Annotated in this window: 24 protein-coding genes and 1 other annotated feature; of the genes, 7 read left to right on the forward strand and 17 right to left on the reverse strand. The window is 44.2% G+C overall.

The window, feature by feature from the left end; all coding sequences use genetic code 11:
- Positions 1–180 precede the first annotated feature (180 nt).
- Positions 181–1,530: a UDP-N-acetylmuramoyl-tripeptide--D-alanyl-D-alanine ligase gene (locus IGI96_RS04985; RefSeq protein WP_074934075.1), complete on the reverse strand. Its 1,350-nt coding sequence runs from the start codon at positions 1,528–1,530 to the stop codon at positions 181–183.
- A gap of 86 nt (positions 1,531–1,616) precedes the next feature.
- Positions 1,617–2,705 carry a D-alanine--D-alanine ligase gene (locus IGI96_RS04990; RefSeq protein ID WP_015510426.1) on the reverse strand — a complete coding sequence of 363 codons (1,089 nt, stop codon included), beginning with the start codon at positions 2,703–2,705 and terminating at the stop codon, positions 1,617–1,619.
- A gap of 182 nt (positions 2,706–2,887) precedes the next feature.
- Here IGI96_RS04990 and IGI96_RS04995 point away from each other — a divergent pair, with 182 nt between their 5' ends.
- Complete coding sequence (locus IGI96_RS04995; RefSeq protein ID WP_086337800.1) at positions 2,888–4,630, forward strand: ABC1 kinase family protein; 1,743 nt, start codon at positions 2,888–2,890, stop codon at positions 4,628–4,630.
- A 52-nt stretch (positions 4,631–4,682) separates the two neighbouring features.
- On the opposite strand, the gene IGI96_RS05000 is transcribed toward IGI96_RS04995, so the two are convergent.
- The 6 genes from IGI96_RS05000 to IGI96_RS05025 all read right to left on the reverse strand — a co-directional run bounded on the left by IGI96_RS05000 (position 4,683) and on the right by IGI96_RS05025 (position 10,892).
- Positions 4,683–5,135 (reverse strand): YaiI/YqxD family protein, encoded by a 453-nt coding sequence (locus IGI96_RS05000; protein ID WP_015510428.1) that lies wholly within the window; start codon positions 5,133–5,135, stop codon positions 4,683–4,685.
- A gap of 167 nt (positions 5,136–5,302) precedes the next feature.
- Positions 5,303–5,968 (reverse strand): ABC transporter ATP-binding protein, encoded by a 666-nt coding sequence (locus IGI96_RS05005; RefSeq protein WP_086337799.1) that lies wholly within the window; start codon positions 5,966–5,968, stop codon positions 5,303–5,305.
- Between the two features lie 10 nt (positions 5,969–5,978).
- Complete coding sequence (locus IGI96_RS05010) at positions 5,979–7,463, reverse strand: ABC transporter permease (RefSeq protein WP_086337798.1); 1,485 nt, start codon at positions 7,461–7,463, stop codon at positions 5,979–5,981.
- Positions 7,464–7,633: 170 nt separating this feature from the next.
- Positions 7,634–9,490, reverse strand: coding sequence for a carbohydrate-binding domain-containing protein (locus IGI96_RS05015; RefSeq protein ID WP_016621916.1), 1,857 nt, complete (start codon positions 9,488–9,490; stop codon positions 7,634–7,636).
- A 15-nt stretch (positions 9,491–9,505) separates the two neighbouring features.
- Complete coding sequence (locus IGI96_RS05020; protein ID WP_438784904.1) at positions 9,506–10,180, reverse strand: DUF4956 domain-containing protein; 675 nt, start codon at positions 10,178–10,180, stop codon at positions 9,506–9,508.
- Positions 10,170–10,892 (reverse strand): polyphosphate polymerase domain-containing protein, encoded by a 723-nt coding sequence (locus IGI96_RS05025; RefSeq protein ID WP_015510432.1) that lies wholly within the window; start codon positions 10,890–10,892, stop codon positions 10,170–10,172. Before IGI96_RS05025 ends, IGI96_RS05020 begins: the two co-directional genes overlap by 11 nt.
- A 132-nt stretch (positions 10,893–11,024) precedes the next feature.
- On the opposite strand from IGI96_RS05025, the gene IGI96_RS05030 reads away from it, so the two are divergent.
- The 3 genes from IGI96_RS05030 to IGI96_RS05040 are packed head-to-tail and all read left to right on the forward strand — an operon-like array spanning position 11,025 to position 13,506.
- Positions 11,025–11,699 carry a response regulator transcription factor gene (locus IGI96_RS05030; protein ID WP_005227933.1) on the forward strand — a complete coding sequence of 225 codons (675 nt, stop codon included), beginning with the start codon at positions 11,025–11,027 and terminating at the stop codon, positions 11,697–11,699.
- A 3-nt stretch (positions 11,700–11,702) separates the two neighbouring features.
- Positions 11,703–13,019 (forward strand): sensor histidine kinase, encoded by a 1,317-nt coding sequence (locus tag IGI96_RS05035; protein WP_005227932.1) that lies wholly within the window; start codon positions 11,703–11,705, stop codon positions 13,017–13,019.
- Positions 13,020–13,032: 13 nt separating this feature from the next.
- Complete coding sequence (locus IGI96_RS05040; RefSeq protein ID WP_005227930.1) at positions 13,033–13,506, forward strand: GNAT family N-acetyltransferase; 474 nt, start codon at positions 13,033–13,035, stop codon at positions 13,504–13,506.
- 348 nt (positions 13,507–13,854) lie between these two features.
- Here IGI96_RS05040 and udk read toward each other — a convergent pair whose 3' ends face one another.
- The 3 genes from udk to IGI96_RS05055 form a co-directional block, all read right to left on the reverse strand.
- A complete protein-coding gene (gene udk, locus IGI96_RS05045; RefSeq protein ID WP_005227927.1) occupies positions 13,855–14,478 on the reverse strand; it encodes a uridine kinase in 624 nt (207 codons plus the stop codon).
- Positions 14,479–14,561: 83 nt separating this feature from the next.
- Positions 14,562–15,245, reverse strand: coding sequence for a YjjG family noncanonical pyrimidine nucleotidase (locus IGI96_RS05050; protein WP_016609901.1), 684 nt, complete (start codon positions 15,243–15,245; stop codon positions 14,562–14,564).
- Between the two features lie 14 nt (positions 15,246–15,259).
- The gene (locus IGI96_RS05055; protein ID WP_005227924.1) at positions 15,260–15,976 is read right to left on the reverse strand and encodes a 16S rRNA pseudouridine(516) synthase; all 717 of its coding nucleotides are present in this window, start codon (positions 15,974–15,976) and stop codon (positions 15,260–15,262) included.
- A 300-nt stretch (positions 15,977–16,276) separates the two neighbouring features.
- Here IGI96_RS05055 and IGI96_RS05060 point away from each other — a divergent pair, with 300 nt between their 5' ends.
- The 3 genes from IGI96_RS05060 (at position 16,277) to IGI96_RS05070 (ending at position 18,835) form a co-directional block, all read left to right on the forward strand.
- Positions 16,277–16,891 (forward strand): 50S ribosomal protein L25/general stress protein Ctc, encoded by a 615-nt coding sequence (locus IGI96_RS05060; RefSeq protein WP_005227923.1) that lies wholly within the window; start codon positions 16,277–16,279, stop codon positions 16,889–16,891.
- Between the two features lie 316 nt (positions 16,892–17,207).
- Entirely contained in the window at positions 17,208–17,525 is a 318-nt protein-coding gene (locus tag IGI96_RS05065; protein ID WP_086337796.1) for a DUF960 domain-containing protein, read from the forward strand.
- A gap of 248 nt (positions 17,526–17,773) precedes the next feature.
- Complete coding sequence (locus IGI96_RS05070; RefSeq protein ID WP_438784905.1) at positions 17,774–18,835, forward strand: helix-turn-helix domain-containing protein; 1,062 nt, start codon at positions 17,774–17,776, stop codon at positions 18,833–18,835.
- A 22-nt stretch (positions 18,836–18,857) separates the two neighbouring features.
- Here the strand turns inward: IGI96_RS05070 and IGI96_RS05075 are convergent, their stop codons facing one another.
- The 6 genes from IGI96_RS05075 to IGI96_RS05100 form a co-directional block, all read right to left on the reverse strand.
- Complete coding sequence (locus IGI96_RS05075) at positions 18,858–19,712, reverse strand: MetQ/NlpA family ABC transporter substrate-binding protein (RefSeq protein WP_086337795.1); 855 nt, start codon at positions 19,710–19,712, stop codon at positions 18,858–18,860.
- Between the two features lie 44 nt (positions 19,713–19,756).
- On the reverse strand, positions 19,757–20,443 hold the full coding sequence (locus tag IGI96_RS05080) for a methionine ABC transporter permease (RefSeq protein ID WP_005227919.1): 687 nt from the start codon (positions 20,441–20,443) through the stop codon (positions 19,757–19,759).
- Entirely contained in the window at positions 20,436–21,470 is a 1,035-nt protein-coding gene (locus IGI96_RS05085; protein WP_005227918.1) for a methionine ABC transporter ATP-binding protein, read from the reverse strand. The genes IGI96_RS05080 and IGI96_RS05085 overlap by 8 nt, the downstream gene beginning before the upstream one ends.
- 71 nt (positions 21,471–21,541) lie before the next feature.
- Positions 21,542–21,791, reverse strand: a binding site (T-box leader).
- 77 nt (positions 21,792–21,868) lie between these two features.
- Positions 21,869–22,207 (reverse strand): glycine cleavage system protein H, encoded by a 339-nt coding sequence (locus IGI96_RS05090; protein ID WP_010749086.1) that lies wholly within the window; start codon positions 22,205–22,207, stop codon positions 21,869–21,871.
- Positions 22,189–22,566 (reverse strand): arsenate reductase family protein, encoded by a 378-nt coding sequence (locus IGI96_RS05095; RefSeq protein WP_010749085.1) that lies wholly within the window; start codon positions 22,564–22,566, stop codon positions 22,189–22,191. The genes IGI96_RS05090 and IGI96_RS05095 overlap by 19 nt, the downstream gene beginning before the upstream one ends.
- Before the next feature lie 9 nt (positions 22,567–22,575).
- Positions 22,576–23,760 (reverse strand): FtsW/RodA/SpoVE family cell cycle protein, encoded by a 1,185-nt coding sequence (locus IGI96_RS05100; protein ID WP_086337794.1) that lies wholly within the window; start codon positions 23,758–23,760, stop codon positions 22,576–22,578.
- Positions 23,761–23,832: the final 72 nt, after the last annotated feature.

The raw sequence follows: 23,832 nt of genomic DNA on the forward strand, positions 1-23,832 counted from the left end.
CGGTACCGAAAAACCGCTTCACGAAGGCATTATAAAAGGCTAAAACAAGTGTTGTTTGTCTCAGCCATCATTTTATCTCAAAACGTCAATGTTTTTTACAGTAATCATTCTGTGCTTCATCTTTCGGCGTTAGATAAGTATAACACGTTTTGAAAGTTTCAGCAAGATTTCAACTCCGCTTTACATTCCTTTTAGTGCATCAACGACTTCGCTCAAGCCCATGCCATTGCTCCCTTTGATTACCAAGCTGTCGGAAGGTTCTAAAGTTTCTATTAAGGAGGCGATCAGTTGTGGTTTTTCATCTGTCGCAAAATAGCGCACCTTCTCAGCCAGTGGTGACTGAGCTAGTCGTTTTTGCAATGCTTGCATTTCTTTGCCATAAAGAAAAACTAGTTGGAACGAGTCATCTAAATGTGCGGCCATCTGCTCGTGCATTTGTGCAGAATCTGGTCCTAATTCAAGCATATCTGCCAATACGGCGATCCGACGTCCTGCTAAGGGCAATTTGCGGAAACTATCCAATACGAGACCCATGGCCGTCGGATTGGCATTGTAAATATCGCTCAAAATCGCTGCTCCATTACCGGCAGTCACCCATTGGGTCCGATTTTTCGTTAATTGAAAATGCGCCAATCCCTCCTTGATGGCTTCATTTGATACACCAAAATGACGTCCTAACCCAATCGCGATCAAGGCATTTTTGACATTATAACCGCCTAATACCGGTAAGGTAAAAGTCGTACTTGCTACCGTAAAAATCGTCTGATCTTGCGATTCCTCCACGATGTCTCCTTGTAGATCTCCCTCAGTTAAACCAAAAGTTTCAATGGTCTGCGTTAAATTGGGAACAAAGGGCTCTAACAATGGTTCATCAGCTGGCATCATAAAGAAGCCGTCTTTTTTCAATCCTGCGGTGATCTCCATTTTGGCTTTGGCGATCCCTTCTCTGGACCCTAAGTTTTCAATGTGGGCTTCGCCTATCAACGTGATAGCGGCAGCGTCAGGTTCTGCTAAGCGCGAAAGGACTTCGATTTCTCCTGCATGATCCATTCCCATTTCTAAAATCAACACTTGGGTATCTTCTGGTGCATGCAAGATAGTCAAAGGCACGCCTAGTTCATTGTTATGGTTACCTTGAGTTTTGTAGGTCTGGTATTTTTGTGCCATAACCGCGTCTACCATATCTTTTGTGGTTGTTTTCCCATTACTTCCGGTAATAGCGATGATTTTTGGCGCAAGTTTTTCTTTGTAGGCTCGTGCTAACTGTTGGAACGCTTTGACAGTATCCGTGACGGGGATCACAAGGATGCCTTGCGGTGGTTGGATGGTGGGATGACTCCACAATGTCGCGATCGCACCATTGTCTTTGGCTTGTTGGGCAAATTCATGTCCGTCACGGGTCCCCGCTAAGGGAACAAAAAGACTGTTTTCTTTGATCAGACGGCTGTCGAATTCCACAGAGGCAAGTGGTGTTTCATTTTTAATTTGCTGACCAAATACGGCAGCGGCTTCTTTTACAGTAAAATTCATCAGGTTCGCTCCTTTTTCCTAAAAAAAGAAAGCACAAGATCGCTTCAAGTATTTTCCTTGAGTTGAGCTGGCTTTCTTCCTGCTATTTATTCTGCTTCGTTTTCTGCTTCTTTTTCTGTTGCTTCTACATTGGTCAAGAACGAACGTCTTTGATTGAAACGATTCATCCCTAATTGGATCAATTCTTCGATCAAATCCCCATAAGGCAAACCGGTCTTCTCCCATAGCAGTGGGTACATGCTGAATTCAGTGAACCCTGGCATCGTGTTCAGCTCATTTAAAAAGAGCTCATTTTTATTGGTCAAAAAGAAATCACAACGGCTCAATCCGCTGCCGCCTAACATCGTATAGGCTTTTTTCGCAAACTCTTGGGCTTTGGCTTGTGTTTCTTCTGGAATTTGTGCAGGAATCTGCATCTCGATTCGGTTGTCAATGTATTTGGAATTGTAATCATAAAAGGCAACATCTTTTACGATTTCTCCCGGCATTGTGGTCCGAACGTCTTCGTTTCCAAGAACGGCTACTTCGATCTCACGGGCTTCGATTCCTTGTTCAACGATCGCTCGGGTATCGTAGCGATACGCTTCTTGTAGCGCATTTTGCAGTTCTTCACGGTTCTCGGCTTTCGAGATACCGACACTTGAGCCCATGTTGGCAGGTTTGACAAACATTGGATAAAGCAGACTGCCTTCACATTGATCGAAAATCTTTTTCGGATTTTCTTTCCACGCATTTTTCAAGACTGGTACATAGGGAACTTGCGGAATCCCCGCAGCTTGCAAGATATACTTGGTCATGATTTTGTCCATCCCACAGGCACTAGTCAAGACACCGGCTCCGACATAAGGCATTCCGATGGTTTCTAAAAACCCTTGGATCGTGCCGTCTTCGCCGTTTGGTCCGTGAAGTAAAGGAAAGACGATCGCGTCTTCTTCGTAGATTGCCCCAGGTGAAATTTCTTCCCCTTTGGTTTCTTCATTGGTCAATGCCAAAGTATCTGGAGACGTTGGCGCCTCAGTCAATAATGGGCCTTTTAACCAGCGTCCTTCTTTGGTGATCATTACTAATTGAACTTGGTAGTAATTATAATATACAGCATTAACAACTGAAAAAGCGGATAACAGTGATACCTCATGTTCTGCACTGCGTCCCCCGTATAATAAAATGATTTTCAAAAGAATTTCCTCCTGTATTCATTGATTCTACCAAACTAAGTCTTCCACATTTTAGCACAAAATCGACCAACCGGCATTAAATCTTGCAGAAATTTCTTTAAGCTTACACAGTCGTTAGTTGAATGTTTTTCATTTTGTCAGTACTATGAATATATCACGGCACGTTTAAAGAGGTGGGACCTATGACAGAACAAACCGCTCCTTCTAGAAAAGGACGATTAAAACAAATCGTTCAAGTCTTTTTGAAATACAAAGTCGTTCAAAATATCAGCAAACAGCAGCACCCCGAAATGGTGCGTCAAGCGTTTGAAGAATTAGGACCAACATTTATCAAAATCGGGCAGATGCTTTCGGTCCGCAATGATCTGCTTTCCAGCACCTTTGTCGATGAATTCAAGCAGCTGCAGGACAATGTCAAAAGCGATCCATTTCCCAAGGTCAAAGCACTGCTGGAAACAGAACTGCAGCAACCGCTAACGGAAGTTTTTTCCGCTTTTGATGAAATTCCAGTCGCCTCAGCTTCCATCGGACAAGCCCATCGAGCAAACTTGATCAGCGGCAAAGAAGTGATCGTCAAAGTGCAGCATCCAGGGATCATTGCGGCAATTCAAGTGGATCTCGATCTTTTTGAAAAAGCCCTGCCGTTGGTTCGCGCAATTCCAGAAGCCAATGTGGTGGATTTAAAAAGCGTGCTAAGCGAAGTCCGACGATCCCTTGCCAATGAAACAAATTTTTTACAAGAGATGAAAAATGCACAGGAATTCTACCGCAACAATCACCAAGACCCGCAGTTGGCATTGCCAAAAGTTTATCCCGAATGGTGTACCCAAAAAGTATTAGTCATGGATTACATGGCAGGTGAAAGCTTGAATTGCTTACTGACCCGCAAAAATCAAGACATCGTTTATGACAATCAGTCCGTTAAAGCAGTGAAAAAACAAGTGGGGACGCTATTAGTCGAAAACTTTATGAAACAAGTCTTTGAAGATGGCTTCTTTCACGCTGATCCACATCCTGGCAATCTTTTCTTGCATGTCTTCACGGATCAAGCCAACCGCCCACAACCATTTCAAGTCAAGCAGCGCGTCGGTGTCCTCGGCGGGGTCGATTATTCGTTGAAATGGCAAGAAGAAGCTGTCATGCCGCCTTACCAAGTGATTTTCTTGGACTTTGGGATGATGGGTCATTTGGATCAGTCTTTACGCAGCCGTTTAGCCGATGCGTTGATTGCTCTTTATACCCAAGACACCCAAGAAGTCGGTAAAGCCGTCTTGCGGTTGTGCAACAGCAGCGGCAGTTCCTTTGACGAAGTCGCCTTCTATCAGGATCTTCAAAAATTTGTTGAAAACTACTATAATATGCCGCTAAAGGATATCGACTTGCAAAAAGTGATGGCGGAAGTCATCACGATCTGCCATGATAACCAACTGCAGATGCATCGAGACATCACCTTGCTGATCAAGGCTTTTGGTACCTTGGAAGGTGTGATCAAAGCCTTAGATCCCGAATTATCAATGATGGAAGTCACTCAGCCTTTTGCACAAAAATATTTCCTACAGCAGCTGAGTATTGAAGACGAGGTGAAAAAAAGCGCCTTGGCAACCGCAAAAAGCTTGCGGGCACTTAGCCATCTTCCCGATCGGACCTTGGCTGTCTTAGACACTTTTGCGACTGGTAAACACCGATTGAATCTAGAGATCCGCGAACAAAAACAGCTATTGGACCGCTTTGATCAGATGGTCAATCGACTGGTGATCGGTATTATTCTAGCTGCGGTCATCCTTGGCTCTTCCTTATTGGTGGTCGCCAGCCCGCAACAAGGAGCCTTCGTCCATCAGATGGGAATCTTCGGATATACCTTAGCATTTTTCGCGATCGTGGCTTTAGTCAGCAAATACTTCTATGATCGTTTTCGCAAGAAATAAATAAGCACCTTCAATTCCCGTGGTTCATGCAGAAGCTGGGTCTTGAGGGTGCTTATTTTGCAAGGGTCTGTCGCAATTCGTTTTCAAAGATTCGTTTGAAGGCTTCCCGATCCTCTTTCGTAAAGGGCTTCGGTCCTTTTGTACGCTTGCCTGCTTTACGCATCTGCGCACCTAAGTAGCGTTGTCCAAGTAAAAAATCGATCGTTTCTGGCAAATACTCTGTGCCGTTATGGTGAAAAACCCGCGCTTTTTTCGGCAAGACCAAAGAGGCTAACCCATAATCTTGGGTAACAAGAAAATCACCGGGCTCTATTTCCTTCACGATTTCATAATCCGCACGATCCGAGCCTTTGTCGACATAGACAAAGTGAACATGGGCAGGATAATCTTTGGTCGTGTAATGATCGACACTGGTGACGATCACCACCGGCAGCTGATATTGCTGAGCCAGCTCAATCACTTCGTTTTTCACTGGCGATCCATCGCCGTCAATAAAAAGTCGCATCTCCACACTCCCCTCACAAGTTTCTTCGTTTACAATTACTTCTATTGTAAGAGGAGCAAGGCGAAGATGCAAGCAGACTTTACAGCCGTTTCCTTGAGGATGTATTTAAAGCCTCAAGAAGAGCAACTGCCTCCGCCCTAATAACTAGCAGTTGCCATAAGTAAAGCTTATCCTTCAATTCTAGAAAATGCTCGTTCTTTTAGCTCATAAACGACATCGCAAGCTTTTGCTACCTCTTGTTCATGGGTCACTAAGATGATACATTTTTTTTGCTCATGGGCAATTTCTTGAAACAGTTTGACGATTTCTTTAGATGTCGTTTCATCCAAATTTCCAGTCGGTTCATCGGCTACGATCAGCTCATGTTCACAGCACAACGCGCGAACGATAGCGACCCGCTGCTGTTGCCCACCCGATAATTGGGTCACTTTTTTCAGTGCCAGCTCTTCCGTGATGCCAACTTTGGCTAAGTTGGCTAAAGCATAGGCCTTTTTATCGGCTTGCTGCGACTTCGCGATCGCCATGGCTGTGATCACATTGTCCAGTGCCGACAGATAAGGCAATAGATTATACGCTTGGAACACGATGGAAACATCTTTGCGGCGGTATTCTCGCAATCCGATTTTTGCTAACGTTTCTTCATTGTAGAAAATTTTTCCTTCTTTCGGTGTATCTAGGCCCGTGATCAGTGACAGGAAAGTTGTTTTCCCCGATCCGCTGGAACCTAAGATCGCATACATCTTGCCAGGTTCAAAGGTCAAATCAACGTCACGAAACAGCGCTTCTGCTTCGCTTTGATACCAATATCCTAATTGTTCTGTTCGTAATGTCATGTCGTTCCTCCTAAGAAACCAAGATTTTTTTCGGATTCAACCGCAAAATGCCCGCGGAAGAGAGTAAGATCGAGCCAAAACTGATCCCTAGACCGAGTAATGCCAATAAACCAATTTGTTGAGGGGAAACGGTGATCTCCAAGGACTCCACTTCTGCTGATTGGGTGAAGGATGGGAAAGAACCACCACGATTTCCGCCCATTTGCGGCATCTCCCCGCCTCCAGGACCAGCGTTTTCAGTGGCTGCTTGATCAGTCGTTGTCTCTGTTTGTTGTGCCAATAATTGCTCTCCGACGGCATTACCGACAAGATTGCCGCTAGCGGCCGCGATCCCTAAAGCAAACACCATACAGACAAAAATCTCTGTGAAAAACTGTAGGATCACTTTAGCCCGTGACTCGCCTAAAGAGAGCAATACACCAATCTCATAGCGACGTTCCCGAATCGACATCATCACGATCAACGTCAAAATAATGATACCGGCAGCAGCAACTAACACAATAATATTTTTTGCAAAGCTAGCGACATTATTCAATGGTGTCAGCATCGACTGATACATTTGATCGTTGGTTTGAATGCTGTAGGTTTCTGTATCGATCAACCCTTCCGCTTCTTCCACGAATGCTGTCATCTCAGACGGATCACTCAAGGTATAGGTTGCTGAATCAATGGTGTCCTCATTGCCGCTCAACGTATTGGCAAGAGTATAAGAGGCAATGATCGTGTTGGCTGGGTTGAGAAAGTTAAACATTTGGCTCATGCTGTTGCCAACTTCACTCGTTTCATAGATTCCCTTGATCGTCACTTCGACTTCATTGTCCTCTGCATCAGTGATCGAAAACGTATCTCCGACCGCCAAATCATTCGCTTCAGCTAGTGAGGATTCGATCAGGACTTGGTTCGTACCTTCATCCTCAGAAGTAATTCCTTCTCCATCCGTGATCGTCGCTGTTCCTTCCGAAAAAGTCGTATACGCCGCACTGCTTGATACACCAGTGATTTGGAAATCACCCGTACTCATATTCCCACCAGGCATTCCTCCTGGCATACCGCCCATTTGCCCCGATTCGCTGCTGTCGGTTGCTTCTGACTCTGTCGATGAGTCACTGCTGGAGATCGGTTCGATCCCGCTGACGGCATCAGCAGAGGTGCTGACTTCAAAACTATATGAGGCAACCCCGTCTAAATCGGCGATCGCTTGGGCATCAGTAATCGCTACTGGTGTCGATTGAAAACTCCCTGGATCTGGTCGGGTGCTTTGGTCATCGCTGTCAGAAGAAGAGCTCCTTTGCTGAAAAGCCTGCTCGCGGTTTGCTTGCAACGTCACAGTTGCGCCAACACTTTTCTGGGCATTTTCAGTCGCTACTAGTGCCGCACTGCGAATCGTCAGACCCGCCAATACAAAAATCAAGATTGCAGAAAATACGGCGATCAGCAACAGGCTCCGGCCTTTTTTCGCCCATAAACTTTGGAGACCTCGTTTCAAAAAATTCATCTTTGTTCCTCCTGAATAGCTATTTATTGTCTTTCGACTATAAGGATCCTAGCTTAAATTGACCTTAAACCGTCTCCTGATTTTTTGAATCATAGAAACAGACCGCAACGGCTGCCTGCGATCTGTTCGATTTATTGATAACCATTTGGTGATGATCGGTGAAACTTCAACTAACGACCAAAACCACCGCCCATCTGATTGGTTGTCGCTGTTGCACCTGATTGGGTCAAGTTAGCGATAGTATCCGTGACGGACAATGTTCCTAACTCTGTCCCATCACTGAGGGTTCCGCCAGCATAATAACCGGAGACTGCTTGTGCATCATTCGTCCCACCACTGACCAACGTATAGCTGCTATCAGTCAAATCTGGGCTGGAAAGAACCACGTGTTGGTAGCTTTTGCTTGGGGCATAGGACAAGATCGTCTGACCTTGACTGTCCTTTAAGGTCACTAGGGTCTCGGCTGATTGGGTTTGATCGAAACTGATTCCGATCGACTGTTGACTACCACCGCTAACGTTCATGGCCATATCGGTCGTGCCTGCCGCTAACAAGACGCCGCCGGTGAGTTCAAATGTGCCGTTATAGTCCAAAGCACCATTGCCACCGGTCGTTGGACCATTTACGATGACGACGCCATCACTCATGGTGACATTGCCATTACTATCCAGGCCATCCCCTTCGGCATCAATGACCAACGTTCCACCAGTGATCGTGATCTGTTTACTGTCATCCGCGGTATCGCCGCCGCCAGGGCCGCCGCCAAAACTGTCTTGACCAAATTGTCCCGTTGTTTCATCCGTATCACTGCCACCACCGGCATTGATCCCATCATCGCTAGCCACGACGTGTGTCGTGCCACCTGCAATCGTGATTACACTTGCTTCTAATCCTTCATAGGATTCTTCGATAGAAATCGTTCCGTCGGAGATCGTCAATTCATTGTCGGCGTGGATCCCATCATCGCCACTGCTGGCAGTGATCGTGCCACCTGCAATGTTGATCGTATCATTGGCATGCAAGCTATCATCCGCACTATCGATCGTAAAGGTGCCGCTGCTGATGGTCATCACACCGCCAGCTTTCAATCCTTTGTAACTTTCATCCGTCACTAGCGACTGACTTTGGGCTCCGTCAGCCGTTTTGATCGTGATATCAGCTGATTGGATGCTTAAATTTGTTTCTGCTTGGATCCCGTCACGACCACTTTGGATCGTAAAGGTACCACCATCAATCGCAACGTAGCCTTTTTCCGCATCTTCCGTATTATTCGCTTGGATGCCATCTCCTTCAGTGGTGTTCAGTGTGTAGTTCCCCGCCAAGATCGACACGGAATCTTTTCCTTTGATGGCATTGTTTTTCGCTGTGATTTCAATCGTCCCCCCTGCTAAAACCAAATCATCTTTGCTGCGCAATCCGTTGCTGTAATTTCCTGTGATCACCAACGTCCCATCGCCGTTGATGGACAAATCTTCTTTACTATAAAAGGCAGCATCTGGTTCTGTCTCGCCTTCAGCCAAGGTGTAGCTGCTGCCATCCGTCAGAGTATTCGTCGTATCACTGGCTAAGGTCGTGATGACTTTTTCTGCTTGTTCGATGACGACGGCCGCCCCGTCTTCATTGGTGATCGTGACACCGGCAAAGATCAGATGGACTTTTTCTTCTTTGTTGACGTTGACAACCAGTTGGCCATTACTTAACGACCCGCTGACGACATAGGTGCCGGCTTGGGTGATCGTCACGGTTTGGTCTTCCACTGAAACGCCATCAACAGCCGTCGTGTCGCTGCCATTCAATTCAAGTTGCGTAGCAGTTGCCTCATCGTAGGAAGCATCAACATCTTCTTCTTCGTAACTACCGTAATAGTCCACAGAATCATCAAGGGTCGTTGAAACGTTGGTCACTGCGGCAGAACCGGAAACTGCTGCTGCGGAACTGGAACTGCTGCTCGTGCTAGTACTATCGGTTTGCCCGCAAGCGCCTAAGAGCAGCGATGAGAGCAAGAGTGGATAAATGAGTTTTTTCATAAAAGGTTCCTCCTTCTACAGCTCATCGCGGTTAGCGGTGAGCTTGCCTAAAACAACGGGTAAATTGCCATTACGAACCCGAACTTCATCAATGATTTGCTTTTCTTGCGCTTGGTCTTTTAACAGCAACTGATAGCGCAATTCATACAAGCTTCCCATCGTCGTTCGAACCGATGTCAGTTTGGCAGAATGCGTATATTTTTCAAAGAGATCATCGAATAATTGCGGATAATCCAAATCTTCCGGAATCGTGACCTTCAGTTCCCGTTCACTCGTGGCTTGTCGATCGCCAAAGGGCATCGTATATAAAAGGGTCAAGAAAAGCGCCACGATAATGGAAAAAATGACAACATAGCCGACATACCCCATCCCAGTTGCCAGACCGATCCCCATCGACCAAAAGACGCTGGTGATCTCTCTAGAACCCCCGGGAACCGAGCGGAAACGAATCAAACTGAAGGCACCTAAGATTGCCACCCCTGTGCCAAGATTGCCGTTGACTAGCATGATCACCGATTGAACGAGAATCGGTAAGACTGCCAAGGTAATGACGAAGTTTTTCGTATAGACATTGCGGATCATATGGATCGCAGCTACCAATATTCCTAAAAGCAATGAGGCGGCAATACAGATCAATAAGCTACGCCATTCAAGGGTGCTCGTATCGCCAGAAAATAGACTAGATAACATGTAACCATTCCTCCTTCTTGAACAAATGCCGTTGATACGTTTGGGCATATTTTGAAAAGCTACCTTTGCGCACGCTGTATTTGTTCAACAGCTCCACAAACCATAATGGATAAGCGCCGAGGGCTTTCACTTCCATCAACACCCCGATTTCAGGTGCTACCAGCGCCCCCTCACTGCCAGAACCGAACATAAGATCATAGGTGCGAAAGCGAATGTTTTGGTCGAATGTCACGCGAAATTCACTATCATCATCAATAAACAGCGACAAGCGATCATAGGCAATCAACACTTTCGGCAGCAAGTCTGGGTTTTGCTTAAATAGCCAGTGAATCTCTGCAGCGATTTGCGGTGCTTCTGCCATTGACGGCAAGACCCCTGTTTGCAACCAGCCGCAATAGTCAGCATAGGGCATCGGGACTCGGCGTTTGTAGACCACGCCATTGACTTTCTTTTTGATCTCTAAAAAAATTAACTGCTGCTCTGTCGGTATGCCATAGCTGCGGACCCGAAATTTTTCTTTGTATTTCGGTTTGTCCATCGAATGACGAATAAAGCGGTAATCGTGGGTATCGTAATACAAGGACATAATCGTGTGCTGCCCATATTCATCGATCGCCATTCTTTGCTGAAGCTCAGCAAGAAATGCAGGAAATTGCTCCTTGGCTATTAAATATTTTGTCTCTTTTCTTTGAAAGACTTTTTTCAATTTCATAAAAATGTTCCTCCCTTGAAATCCATGCACTGAATTTACGGCAGCTATCTTAAATGCAGCTTAAGGCAAAACAGTTTTTTTAAGCATTTTTTATGCTATTCGTGCTATTCTTATCCTTAAAGAGGTGGGAACATGATTAAACTATTAGTGATCGAAGATGACAAAACATTATCTGATAATATGAAAGAAATCGTCAGCGAGATCGGTGACGTCACACAAGCCTATGATGGCAGTGAAGGCTTATACGAGGCAGAAACGGGGATCTATGATTTGATTATTCTCGACTTGATGATGCCAGAGATGAACGGTTATGAGGTGCTTTCTGCCCTAAGAAAAAAAGGACTCCAAACACCCGTCCTGATTTTAACAGCCAAAGACGGCTTAGAAGACAAAGTGACTGGTTTTCAAAAAGGGGCAGATGATTATTTGACCAAGCCTTTTTATCGGGAAGAATTATTGATGCGGATCAAAGCGTTGCTAAAACGCTCCTTAGGTTTGTTCAATGAAAATACACTGGAATATAACGGATTGCTGTGCAACCTTGGCACCAATGAGGTCAGTTACCAAGGGCAGCTTTTGCCGATCCAAGGGAAAGAATTTGAGCTGCTGCTTTATTTTCTACAAAATAGAAACATTATTTTGACCAAGGAACAGATTTTTGATCGCATCTGGGGGTTTGATTCAGAAACGACCTTGACTGTCGTCGAAGTCTATATGAGCAATCTGCGGAAACACTTGCGCCAGACAGGAATCGACAAAGAAATCCGTACGTTGCGAAATGTCGGCTATATTATGCAAGGAGCCTAGTCTATGAATAAAGAACGCTCTAAGAGACAACGGCTGCACTCCTTTCTCCTAAATGTCAGTGCCTTTGCGTTGGTTTTCTTACTTTTAGGAACCATCGTCCTCCAATTGTTCAACCAATCGGCTTATCGGCAAACCGACATTTCTTTGGAACAAGCAGTCAAAGATACCCGCTTGATCCAAGCAGAGATCAGCGCTTCGCAATCCAATCTAGAGGTATTGCCACCAGATAGTGCCATGCCAAAGATCCCTGGGACCAATCGCTTCAATACCCAGTTGATTCTCTGGTCTGAAGACGGTGAGATATTAAACAAGCAGACCTTGGGCGGCCGCTTTTCACAACTGGCGAGTTTATCTTTAGATACAAGCCACTTAGACAGTATCACATCTTTTTCAGTGGTGGATCAGTCCTTGTCAGAGGAAGAAGAGACCCTTTTGTTTCGTTCGATCACCACCAAAGCACCAACAAATGATGCTGGTGTCGGCTATATCCAAGTCTTGGCGAACACTAACCAAATCAAAAATGCCATGAACAATTTCCAAACAATTTTGATTTTATCGATGATCTTTTTCTGGATTCTTTCGATCGGGATCAGCTATTTGCTTTCCAGCTTGAACATGCGCCCCATTTTAGCCTCCTGGAAAAAACAGCAGGAATTTGTCGAAAATGCATCCCATGAGCTGCGCACACCATTGACGATCATTCAAAACAGTCTGGAACGCCTATTTACCAAGCCCAATCATACGATCATTGAAGAATCTGAAAGCATCGCCCAAGCGTTAGCGGAAACTCGGCGGCTGACTGGATTAACTGCGGATTTGCTGACGATCGCCCGCAGTGATTCCAATCAATTGCTTTTGACAAAAGAAACCATCGAGCTAGCTCCTTTTATCGATGACTTAGTCAAACCTTTCAAAGAAATTGCCGAATTGGATCAAAAACACTTTGTTGTCGAAAACTTTGCCAAAACGACCGCTTGCTTTGACCAAAAGAAAATCCATCAAGTCCTCGTGATCCTCCTAGATAATGCCTTAAAATATACCAGCAGTGGTGATAAAATCACCCTCTTATCGGAGATTTCTAACAAGCAATGGCTGATCGAGGTCAAAAACACAGGACCAGCCATTTCCGATGAAGAAAAAGCCCGTATCTTTGACCGCTTCTACCGCGAGGATCGTTCCCGCTCCAAAGAGACCGGCGGCTATGGTTTAGGCTTAGCGATCGCCAAGCAAATCGTTGAAGAGCACAAGGGACAAATCCAGGTCAAAGATTTGCAGCCACGAGGGGTTATTTTTCAGATTCGTTTACCTAAAGAAGGATAAAGGAGAAAAACAAATGCAGGTCATCACCCTTAAAGAACACCCTGACTACTTAGCAGAAGCCATTCGTTACTTCCAAAAACAGTGGGCTGGTCCCGACTCCCTCATGGTTTATGAGGATAGCCTGACCCATAGTTTTTCAGCAAATCCTTTGCCGCAATGGCTGCTGCTGGTCAACGAAGAAATCGCAGCAGACGGACGTTATCAAATCATCGGCTGCGGTGGCTTGATCCCCAACGACTTCATCAGTCGGATGGATTTGACCCCTTGGCTTTGCGCCTTGTATGTGGACCCTTTGTGGCGTGGCCAAGGCGGTGCCCGCCTTTTGATCGAAACAGCCAAGCAACGTGCTGCTGGAGCTGGTTTTGATTCTCTGTATCTATGTACGGATCTTTCTACTTTTTATGAGAAATTTGCTTTTGAACCGATTGGAACAGGCTACCATCCTTGGGGAGAGTCTTCCACCATCTATCGCTGTTCTCTCACCTAAATGAACAAAAAAAAAGCTGTGAACAAAAATGTTCACAGCTTTCTTCACTCACAGTACTATTGCTAGTAGAATACCCTATCTCCACAAAAGGAATATTCCGACACCCTACAAATCCGGTAGGTTGCTTACGCGGTGTGCCTCTGCTATCAATCTGGTCAGCTAATGCTAGACCTTCTCGACTCGTCGCATGAGGATTACTTTACCATAAAACTAGTCGGAATACTACTGTTTTTTATAAAATTAAAACTGCTGATAAGCATTTCTCAAGAAAGAGTGCCTATCAGCAGTTTTCCATGAATCAATTGTTACTTTTCAAATAGAAACATTCCAATTGATGGATAAAAAAACTTAGGATAAGAAGGTCGCTACTTTGGTCGTAATCAAATCGATGGCTACGTGGTTTTCGCCGCCTTCTGGTACGATGACATCGGCATACCGTTTGGTCGGTTCGATGAATTGATGATACATCGGTTTTACCACCGTCAAGTATTGTTCGATCACAGAATCCAATGTCCGGCCACGTTCTTCCATGTCACGTTTGATTCGGCGAATGATTCGAATATCATCGTCTGTATCAACATAAAGTTTAATATCCATTAAATTACGCAATCGCTCATCTTCTAGAATCAAGATCCCTTCCAAGATAATGACTTCTTTGGGTTCTTGAATGATCGTTGCTTCGCTGCGGGTATGCGCGACATAATCATAGACGGGTTTTTCGATCGTTTGATATGCAAGCAGCTGTTGCAAGTGATCGATCAACAAATCAGTATCAAATGCAAAAGGATGGTCATAGTTGGTGTTCAACCGTTCTTCAAAGCTCAGATCACTTTGGTCTTTATAGTAGGAGTCTTGTTCAAGCATCATAATAGAATGATTGGGGAAATGATTAAAGATCGCCCGACTCACGCTTGTTTTTCCACTACCTGATCCACCTGTCACACCAATAATAATGGGCTTGCCATTCGTCATTCAATTAACCTCTTTCATCTTAAAAAATTCACACTGGTTCTATTATAGCGAAAATTCGGCAAATTACTACTGTTTCTGTAGAATCAGTGCTGCAATAAAGGAAGTAATTGCTGCAAACGTTCGATCTCATAAGTAGGCTGAATCTCACCACTGTTTTTTTTCTTTGGATTGAACCAAATCGTATCGATCCCTGCCAGTTGTCCGCCTAAGATATCTGAAGTCAGTGAATCGCCAATGATGACTGTCTCTTGTTTTTTAACGTTTGGTATGCGAGCAAACACATAGTCAAAATATTCTTTCATTGGTTTTTGATACCCTGTATCTTCTGAAACAAAAATATCACGGAAATACGGCTTTAATTTGGCATCTTCCAAGCGGCGATATTGGGTTTCAGAAACCCCGTTCGTCACCACGTATAGGTCAAAATGCTGCGCCAACTCCGCTAAGATCTCATCACTGTTGTCTAACAGTTTATGTCCTTCATTTAGAAATTCCCGATAGGCCAATTCAACTGCTGGACTATCGACCTGAATGCCTTGCGTTTCAAAAAACAAACCGAAACGCTCATTGATGACTTGGTCTCTCGTGATTTTCCCTTGCTCAAACTGCTGCCACAAATCATGATTGATCGTTTGATAGCTTTGTTTGCGCTCTGGGGTCATTTCCAAGCCATGAGCTTCAAATAGTGCTTTTAAGGCTTGATCTTCGGTATCTTGAAAATCGAGGATCGTGTCATCGACATCAAATAATAATGTTTTATACTTCATTTTCTCCCTCTTTCTCAGCGGAAATGCGCCGCCAGTCCTTTTAATTCTTCTTGCGTCAGCGAGCGATAGCTGCCCACTGCTAAATCATCTGGTAGAACTAGCGACCCCATCGCTGTTCGTTTCAGCTGAATGACTTTTTTCCCTCGGGCTAAAAACATCTTTTTCACTTGATGGAACTTGCCTTCAGCAATTTCTAACGAAACAAAGGAACGAGCCGCTCGGGCATCGATGATCGTTAGGGCAGCTGGTTTGCAAGTGACACCACCATGAAAGGTGATCCCTGTGGCAAATGCCGCCACATCTTCAGGAGTCACCAAGTCATTGACCACCACTTCATATCGCTTGGTCACCTTTTTCGTGGGATGCAGCAAGTCATAGCCTAACTGACCATTCGTCGTAACTAATACCAACCCTTCCGTGTCCCGATCCAATCGACCGACGGCATAAAGATCTGGGTGCTGGTCCTTTGGTGCAATCAAATCGATCACTGTCTGGTGCTGTTGATCAACATTCGCTGTAACAACACCATTGGGCTTGTTGACGATATAATAGCGTTCCTGCGTCTCCAACTGCCGACCCGCAACGATGATTTGATGGATGGCGCTATCGACATTGCGCTCAGGTCGCCCTTCAATCCTTTGATCCACGAGGACTTTTCCTTGCTGAAACAACCGTTTCATCTCTTTACGAGAAGTATTCAATTGTTGCTCGATCACTTTATCTAAACGCATAAATTTTTCTCCATAGTGGCTATTATAGCTCAGGATCTAGTGAAAGGAAACTGCCAGGATTTCAAATGATTTGACTTTCTTTGTCTTTTTGCGTAAGGTTAAAGAGTAAAGTAAATATAGTTTCTCATACACAGCGTTATGACCTGGTGGAGAAAAGTTGAACCAAAACTTTCTGGGGCAGTTGTGTACACAACTGCCCTTTTGCGTGTTTTCACTCACGTACCACTTAATGTGCAGAGTTAACAAAATTTGCTTAAAAAATCTCGTTATTAACGAGAAAATTTTAGGAGGAATTGAGTTATGTCAGTATCATTAGAAGTTACGAAAAGAGAAGTTCGCCCACGTTCTTTACGGAACAAGTTGCGCCACGAAGGAAAAGTACCTGCAATTGTCAATGGGTACAAAGTAGAAAGCACACCGATTGCTGTCAATGCAGCAGAATTAGAAAAAATCTTGCGTGAAAATGGATTGAATACCGTAATCACGATCAGTTTAGAAGGCAAAAAAGTCAATACTCTGATCAAAGAGTATCAATCAGATACCTTCACACGCAATTTAACCCACGTTGAATTCCTATCTGTCGATATGAATGAAGAAACAGAAGTAGAAGCAGAAGTAACCTTAATTGGCGAATCTGCTGGTGTCAAAGCTGGTGGTGTTCTAGCACAAAACTTGTATACAGTCGTTGTATCAGCAACACCAGACAAATTGCCTGAACGTGTTGAGATCGATGTAACGTCATTAGAGATCGGCGATTCATTAACAGTGGCTGATCTGCCTAAGAACGACGAGTACACGATCGTGACCGATCCAGAAGAACAAATCGTTGCGGTTACTGAACCACAAGAAATCTCTGAAGATGAAGAAGCTGGCGAAGCTGCTGAACCAGCAGTTATCGGTGAAGACGAAGAATAATCATAGAACATCGTTCTTAAGATCGCGTCTTCAATCAACAGACACTTCTAAGAAATGCAAGACTCTTGAAGGGCTTTTCCTTTAAGAGTCTTTTTCATTCTTACGAAGAGCTAGTGAGCTGCAACTGACTATTTTCCACTGAAAGACGCCATGGGAAAGCTTGGTCCAGCCAACCCAACAAATTTTTAAAAAAATAGTTAAAATGCGTCGCTGACCAAAAAGAAAAGCAGAAGTAGTTGCATTTTTGACGGTTCTTCATTATGATAAATAGACAAATTTGATGTTATTGGCAAGCCTACTTGAAGGAGGGGTTTTTATGTTTGAAACATTTGATGATCACCGCAGCCGCTACGCTTCTGGCGGGATTGTTCAAACACTGCCTGGCGAACTGATCGATAGTATTTGGTTAATCATCGATCTCGATTTAAAAGGGTTTATTCCGTTGACAAATCTGCTCACCTTTGAAGTCCAAAACAATCACGGTCGTGTCACACTGCTTTTTTCTCAAGCACAAAGTCAAATCGAACTCGGCGTTGATCTGCCTTGCCGTTATTCCGACCTCTATCCCCAAAAAGTCTATGTGTATGACGATGGGCAACGGCAAACGATTTTATTGCCTAGCGAGACTCGTTAACAGCGCTTCGTGTTTCTCTTTTTATAACGTTACTTACATAAAAAACCACCCTTTTTATTTTAAAAGGTGGTTTTTTTTGATTCCTTCCTCTCATTTAATTTCATATTATAAAGGGTTCGAGGAAGCAACCAATGAATCCCCCGTTTTTTATTACGTTTTATTGACTATTTTTTGTATGTGAAAATAACGTGTGAAGTTCCCTTATAATAAGGACAGTTGCAAAATTCAGCTGAAAGAGGTGCCTGGTTTTGAAAAATATCCTTGAAAAAGATATTATGCAAATGCTGCGTCTGTCCACGATGCTCTTGAGCGAAAATCCCCTTCCTTTGAATAAAGCTGCTGCCGACCAAAATCTTTCCGTCAAAACGATCCGTCGGCTACTGTCCAGTTGTTTAAACGAGGACCCTTCCTTCCATTATGATGTGCAGCAAGGACACATTCGTGCCTTTCATGATTTGCAGCAGCCCCTAGCCAGCAAAAACTTCCCCCATACAGAAATGCTTGCTGCATTGTTTAATAAAAGTACAAACTATCAGTTGCTCTTGTTACTGTTAAAAATGCCGACCATTTCCTTTGCAGACCTCCACAAGCGGTATTACCTGAGCCCCTCCAGTTTGCATCGGCGCTTTTTGTCCTTTTCCTTTTTTTTGGCACCTTATCGTCTAAGGATCGACCGTCGCAGTTTTCCTTTGATTACTGGCAATGAACGGCAACTGCGCTATGTGATTTTTCGACTCACCCTCTTAGCAAGCCCAACGCTTTCTTCTAATCAAGCGTTTCAAGAACTGAAGCAGATTCATCAGTTGCGCGCAAACGCTTTTTATCCCAACACCCCCGCCACGTTTACTCAGCAAGTTTATCCAACATGTTTTGTGCCGCGTTTTTATTTAGTTGGTGAACGCAGCTATTTATTTTTGTGGCAACAACTGCTAGCACTGGAGCCTTTTTATGTGCCAACAGAAGAAGCCTTCCTTTTGCGACGAATCATCACGCCGATTTTGTCGGAGCATCCGCTCCAGCAGCCATTAGAAGTGCTTTTGTCGAAAATTTTCCAAGCCCATCTTTTGGGCGCCTTACTGGAAGGCAATTTATTTGTCTATCCGCCACTAAATCCTTGTCTATCTGAACGTTCCCAACGCTTGGTCCAGGCTTTTTTGACTCAGCTTCCCCATTACGAAAAACTCTTAAAAAAGCATCCCGAGTTGCCCTTACTCTATGAATGCATTTGGCAAGAGCTCTCTTTTTTCCAACCGATCATTGCCTTTCCGCAAAAAAAGAGCGTCCGCTTAAGTAGCGACACGCTCTTTTGAGGTTCATTTAGTTGGCAGTGAATTATTTTGCGTCAGCATCAACGATTTTCACTGAACCTTGCCATTGTTCTTCCACAAAGTCTTTGATTTCGTCTGAATGCAGCACTTCGATCAATTTCTTGATTTTGTCGCTATCTTCGTCACCACTGCGGACAGCGATCACGTTGACATAAGGCGAATTATCCGCTTCTAATAAAACAGAATCATCCGCTGGGTTCAAATCGATCCCGAATGCGAAGTTCGCATTGATGGCGATTAGGTCTGCTTCGTCGTTTTGATAAGCAGTCGCCAAAAGAGATGGATCGACGTCATGTTTAAATTCTAAGTTTTTCGGATTTTCAGCAATATCATCAAAGGTTGCCGTTTCTGTATCAACGCCGTCTTTTAAAGTGATCAAGTTAGCATCTTGTAAAATCGTTAGGATACGACCCCAGTCAGATTCAGAAGTGGAAGTAAGAACCGTTGCACCATCTTCTAGTTCTGAAATATCAGAGATTCGTTTTGAGTAAAGCCCCATTGGCTCGATATGGATCGCACCAGCATTGACAAAATCATAGCCATTGTCGGCGATTTGTTTGTTCAAGTAAGGAATGTGTTGGAAGTAATTGGCATCGATATCGCCATTTTCCAATGCTTTGTTTGGCAACACATAATCATCGAAGGTTTTGATTTCAAGATCAATGCCTTCTTCTGCTAGTAAAGGTTTGGCTTGTTCTAAAATTTCCGCATGAGGCGTAACTGATGCACCAATCACTAATTTTGTTGATTCTCCCTCAGCCGCAGATGAGTCAGAGCTTCCTGAATTTGAGCCTGTGCCACAAGCAGCTAAAGCGGCAGTTAACAATAAGGTTGTTGCAATACCAAAAATCTTTTTCATATCCATTTCCTCCCATATTTTCCACTTTTTGTTCTTCGTTTCATTTACCGTTTATCGGTGGCTTTCGCAAGGAAATCGCCGATTCCTTGGATAATGAAAACGATAATTAAAATAATCACTGTTGCAACAAGCGTAACAGTGTAATTTCCACGTTGAAATCCTTCTTGCCAAGCCAAAGCGCCTAGCCCGCCGGCACCGATCGCGCCTGCCATGGCAGTATAACCAATCATTGAAATCGTTGTGACCGTCAGTCCTGAAATCAATGCTGGAACACTTTCGGGAATCACGATCTTGTAGATGATCTCCCAGTAACTAGCACCCATCGCTTCCGCTGCTTCAATCACACCAGGATTGACTTCACGAAAAGCAATTTCCACCATCCGAGCATAAAACGGTGCCGCCGATAAAACTAATGCTGGGATCGCTGCTTTTGCCCCTAGGAATGAACCGACTAATAATGTTGTAAACGGAATGATCAAGACCATCAAAATCATGAATGGCGTTGAACGAAAGGCGTTACTGATGATGGAAACCACGTTATAGAAAATGTTGGCTCCCGCTGTTTGTTTACGCCCTAGTGAATAAAGCGCCAATCCTAGAAGTAAACCGATCACAACCACTAAAACCATGGAGAAGAAAGTCATAAACAAGGTGTCTAGGGTTGCTTGCTGCATATTGGCCCAGTCGACCTTTTCAAAATTAAAATAGGTTTCTACAAATGACTTATCCACGTTCAATCACCTCCACGCCTACTTGCTGCTCTTTGAAAAAGGCGATCGCTTTTTCGATCTCACTTGCTTCACCTGTCAATAAAACCGTCAAGCCGCCAAAGGATCCCTCATTGGTTTGTTGGATCTTTCCGTAAACGACATTGACATCGATCTGGAAGCGACGGATCGCTTGTGAAATCACTGGTTCATTGGCGTTGTCTTGTGTGAAAGTCAAAGTCACTAAATGCCCTTGCGGATTTTCTCGTAAGAAGGCTTGCCGTAATTCTTCAGCATCTTCTTCTGGCTCCAAATCTTGCTGAACAAAACGTTTGGTCACTTCCTGCTGTGGGTTACGGAAAACCGATTGCACTGACCCTTCTTCCACGATCTGCCCATGCTCCATCACCGCGACCTTATTGCAGATTTTGCGAATGACGTTCATTTCATGGGTAATCAGGACGATCGTCAAATGCAATTTTTTATTGATGGAAAGCAAGAGATCCAACACTTCTTCTGTTGTTTGTGGATCTAACGCACTCGTTGCTTCATCACACAGCAAAATTTCTGGTTCATTCGCTAGTGCACGAGCAATCCCGACTCTTTGCTTTTGTCCGCCAGACAATTGTGCCGGATAGGCATTCTCCCGTCCTTCCAACCCAACTAATTTAATCAGCTCTTGCGCTCGTTGACGGCGTTTTGCTTTTTCAACGCCAGCCAACTCCAATGGCAATTCAATGTTTTCCGCCACCGTTCGAGACCATAAAAGATTAAAGTGCTGAAAAATCATGCCGATTTTTTTGCGGAAGTTTCTCAATTCTTTGTTTTTCAATGCCAAAATGTTTTGACCGTTAATGACTACATCTCCTGCTGTCGGCAATTCTAAGCCGTTCAACAAACGTACTAATGTACTTTTCCCAGCACCAGAGTAACCGACGATTCCGTAGATATCGCCTTTTTCCACTTGCAGTGAAACATCATTGACGGCGTGGACAGCCGTTTGCTTTTTGCCGAATGACTTTTTTACATGCGACAATTCGATTAATGCCATGTTATTCCCATCTTTCCTCTTTGGTTGGTTAAACACAAAAAAAGCTTTCATCCTCTGTACATTATACTGTTACAAAGGACGAAAGCACAACTTCCGCGTTACCACCTTGATTTACTGTCGATTCGCATCAACAGCCTCGCTCAGTACTTGAATTGCTTCGCATACTGCTGCACTGTAACGGGTGCCTCCCGTGATAGGCTTGTTTCCACTCACCTATCATGCTCAAAGACCATCTTCCATCCTCTCTCCGTTGCCCATTTGCACCAAACAGGGCTCTCTGTGTACGTTAAGAACATGTACTCTTCTTTTCAAAGCATTCATTTATTGAGCAAATTATAGCAACGTCTTATCCGACTGTCAATTCTTTTTGAAAAAATAGTCGTTTTTACAGCTTTGACTTACAAGGCTTCAAATTGACTTGGGTCAACCTCTTTGAAGCTGACCAGCCAAGCGTTCATTTCGTCTTCATCATTTAAGGTATCAATCGATTGATCGATTTTTTCATTTACGGAAGAAATCACGCCCGTCAATGGACTTGGAAATTCACTGACTGCTTTTTCCGCTTCCAGCTCAACAAGGGTCTCTCCTTGTTTTAAAGCAGTTCCTGCTTTTTGAATCGAAGCAAACGTGACCGCACCAAGTTCTTCTTGCGCTTCTTTTGTTAAACCGACACAATATTCTTTCCCGTTAAACAAAACCCACAAATTATCTTTTTTTCTTAAGCATTTCTTTTCCATGATTCTAGTAAGACTCCTTCATATTCATTTTCTTTAAATCCATTAATCAAAAAGCGGTCGCCGCTAACCAGCAGTGGGCGCTTGATCAACATACCATCGGTTGCCAGCACATCGGCTGCGTCTTGGGCAGTCATGGTCGGCACTTTTTCTTTTAATTGCAATTCACGGTATTTCATGCCGCTTGTGTTAAAGAAACGGGTTAACGGTGCTTCGCTTGATTGGATCCAAGCCAGCAATTGTTCCGGTTGAGGCGGTGTAGCTACCATATCGATCGCTTCAAAGGGAATCTCGTGCTCTTCTAACCAACGCTTCGCATTTCGGCATGTACTGCATTTTGGGTACCAATAAAATGTAATCATGTGAACTCCTTAAAGTGTTTTTGGTGCGGTCTCAGCTTGATAGCGCATCGATAAAATCAAACCGATCCCAATCATATTGCTTAATAGGGCAGATCCTCCTTGGCTGATAAACGGCAGTGGAATCCCCGTCAACGGTAAGAGACCGATGTTTGCGCCAATGTTTTCAAACACATGGAAGAGAATCATCATAATGATCCCAGTTGCCAAGTAGGCATAAAATTCATTGTTGGTATCGAAACATACGCGGATCATTCGATAGATCAAAATAAAATACAATAAAATGACAAACGCGCTGCCAATAAACCCAAAATTCTCACCGATCACCGAAAAAATCATATCGGATTCTCGGACTGGTACATACACATCGCTGACATTAAATCCTTTCCCGAACATCCCGCCAGAGGCGATCGCCATCAGAGCATACGCCAATTGGAAGGATTGCCCTTGGGTATCATGAAAAGGATCTAGCCACGAATCGATACGGGCGAATTGGTATTCTTTAAAGATTCCTGTATTGTACAGAAACTCGCGACCAATATCGGTGGTCACTAAGAAAATCGTTCCACCGCCGAGAATCACAAATGCCGCAATCACTGGCACGATGATTCGCCATGAGATTCCTGACATCAAGAAGACCCCACCGAAAATCGCTAGAAAGACCAACATCGTACCAAAGTCGTTTTGTAAGGTGATCAGGATCAGGACTGGGATCGTGACAGCTAACATTTTTGCAATCAGTAACCCATCTGTTTTCAGATCCCGTTCCCGATGCTTGACATTGTGCTGCGTGACGACTAACGCCAACATCATAATATAGGCGATCTTCATCAATTCTGAAGGCTGCAAGGTAAAGGGACCAAAACGGAACCAGTTTTTCGACCCTGTCGATGCTTCCATCGTCCGATCATAAAATTTCAGTAGCGCCAACATAACGGCTAACCCAGCTCCATAAATATAGGGCGTCAATTTCCAGAGCCATTTTGATTTGATCTGCATGATAACGATCACGGCAACAACGCCTAACACATACCATAAAGCTTGAAACCCTAACGTTCGCAGCATACTCGGGTTATTCGGATCGTGTGTCAGCGCCACATACAGGGACGCCAAACCAATCAGACATAATAAAAATACGGGTAGAATCACACCGTAGTCAATTCGATTATCGTTCGTTTTTATTCGTGAATTTTCCATGTCCACACTCTCTTCTGTAGAATCTTTATCCATTATAGTGATAATTGAGGAGAAAAGAAAGGATTGTCCATG

Origin of the sequence: Enterococcus sp. DIV0421 (assembly GCF_051713745.1) — a bacterium.
Taxonomy (GTDB): Bacteria; Bacillota; Bacilli; order Lactobacillales; family Enterococcaceae; genus Enterococcus_D; species Enterococcus_D casseliflavus.